The sequence below is a fragment of the Chamaesiphon sp. VAR_69_metabat_338 genome (assembly GCF_031423935.1).
Lineage (GTDB): Bacteria > Cyanobacteriota > Cyanobacteriia > Cyanobacteriales > Chamaesiphonaceae > Chamaesiphon.
In genome coordinates, this window is the sequence record NZ_JANPGM010000525.1 from 1 (window position 1) to 2,257 (window position 2,257).

Annotated in this window: 2 protein-coding genes; one reads left to right on the forward strand and one right to left on the reverse strand. The window is 49.7% G+C overall.

Annotated elements, in window-relative coordinates; genetic code table 11:
- On the forward strand, nt 1–766 hold a 766-nt coding region (locus RMO84_RS14530), incomplete at its 5' end, for a response regulator (RefSeq protein ID WP_310489161.1).
- A gap of 148 nt (nt 767–914) precedes the next feature.
- Here the strand turns inward: RMO84_RS14530 and RMO84_RS14535 are convergent.
- Nucleotides 915–2,257 (reverse strand): thioesterase domain-containing protein (locus RMO84_RS14535; RefSeq protein WP_310489162.1); only part of this gene is annotated, 1,343 nt, incomplete at its 5' end.

A 2,257-nucleotide genomic window follows, 5' to 3' on the forward strand; every position in this document is an offset into this window, starting at 1 on the left:
TTTAGTGCCGATCTCGCCTGAGAACCCGATTGCTTATGCTCAAATTCAGGTCATCGATAATGGTAAAGGGATTAGTGCCGAATTTTTGCCATATATCTTCGATCGGTTCCGACAGGCAGATAGCTTCTCTACCAAGATGGAAAGCGGACTCGGACTGGGTTTGGCGATCGTCCATCACCTCGTCAAACTCCATTGCGGTCAGATTACAGTTACCAGCCAGCTCGGACAAGGCTCGACCTTCACCGTCCAACTGCCGCTAGCACCCGCTGAGGCGGCGAGCGACACGTCCTTACTGCCAGCATCGGCGTCGCCGCTCCAGAGTGGCGATGATGCCAAACCACTGGCAGAGTCACCAACCCAACGAGCGACACCATCCTTGAACGGAGCGAACATCCTCGTCGTCGATGACGAATCTGATGTGCTAACACTAATTACTACCGTCCTCCAACAAGCTGGCGCAACAGTCACGGCGGTAGACTCGGCCAGCGCAGCACTCCAGACATTGCAGGCGCAGCCGCAAGCCTACGATCTGCTCTTGTCAGATCTGGGGATGCCAGAGACGGATGGTTGGGCATTAATCCGCCAGATCAGAGCGTGGGAGGCTGACGCTGGAGGCCGAATTCCGGCTGCGGCACTGACAGCTTATAACACGATGAGAGATCGAAATATTTCTCACGCCTTTGGATTTCAAATCCTGCTCTCCAAACCGATCGAGCCAGAGCAATTAGTCAAAGACGTTGCCAAGCTCGTCCGCAAACCGCAGTAGTTAGCAGCTTGGTGCGGAAACCGAGCGTCCCCGAACATCAAGAATTGGCAATAAGGGCGATCGCCGCTAAATTTATAGTTCAGGGCGGTGTGAGAACGGAGCAGATCGATACATAATCGCTGGCGGCACCGGAACGGAGCCAATCTCCTCAACCCATTCGCGTAGCTCGATCGATACCAGCTTTGAGCTGCGCCGCGAGTACCTGAATATGTGGTTTCCTGAGCATCGTCAGGTGATTGCCAGGAAGATGATGAATTTCCGTGCCACCTTCAGCGAGCCGATCCCAACTCAAACTCGGATCTTCTGTGCCAATACTCGATCGAGCATTGGTTCTAAATAAATTAATCCGGCTGGAGTATGCTTGCGGCACATAGTCGAGCACTGCTTGACTATTGGCATAGAACACCCGCAGCATCGGCACGATCGCTAACTCGCTTAAAATTCTAAGCTGGGATTCTTTCGACGGGTTGAGGGTAGCATTCTGTTTCGACCGCCTTGGTGGCGCGCTTCGCGATTCTCCAGGGGAGAGGCTACGCCAACGAGATTGCATTAGCCACTCCCAACCGGAGTAACGCAAGATTTTATTTAAATTAGGAAATCGATCGAGTAAACTACTAATTTGCTGCTTGACGATCGCGATAATTAGATAAACATAATCGAGAAAAAACGGCCAAATATATCGCGCCGCTGTCGTCAGCATAAACTTTAAACCGTGACCCAAAGATACATGTCCTGGAATGGGTGCTAAAGTGTCCAGCACTGCTAGTAATGCGACTTCTTCCCCAGCCTGTTGAAGTTGTTGCGCCATTTCAAACGCCACCCAACCGCCAAACGACCAACCCCCCAAATAATAAGGGCCGTGGGGCTGCACCGATCGCAATGCTTCGATATAATGAGCCGCCATATCTTCAATCCGCGTTAGGGGCGGAGTTTTGCCATCGAGTCCGATCGGTTGGAGTCCATAAAATGGCTGATTCTTTCCTAAATGTGCGGCTAATTCATAATAAGGAAAAATAACACCGAATATGGGATGGATACAGAAGAAAGCGGGGTTAGAACCATCAGGTTGAATCGCAACTAAAGGCGATCGAGGGAGTGTATCTGGTGGTGACACTAGACAAGTTGCTAAACTTTCAATTGTGGGATTTAAAAACAAGCTCGCTAGCGGCAATTCGTAATTAAGTCGATCGGATATTTGCTGTAACAACCGCACAGTTAAGAGCGAATCTCCACCCAAATCGAAGAAGTTGTCGTAAATACCCACTCGATCGATATTCAGGACTTCAATCCAAATTTGAGCCAGGGTGGACTCAGTAGGAGTACGAGGTTCGATAAATTCTCGATCGATCTCGTTTGCAGGATCGTGTTTTATGAGCGCATCTCGATCGACTTTGCCATTAACGTTGAGCGGTAGGGCATCCAGTATCACAAACGCTTTTGGCATCATGTATTCTGGTAATTTAACTTTTAAAAACTTAGATAATGAAGCTG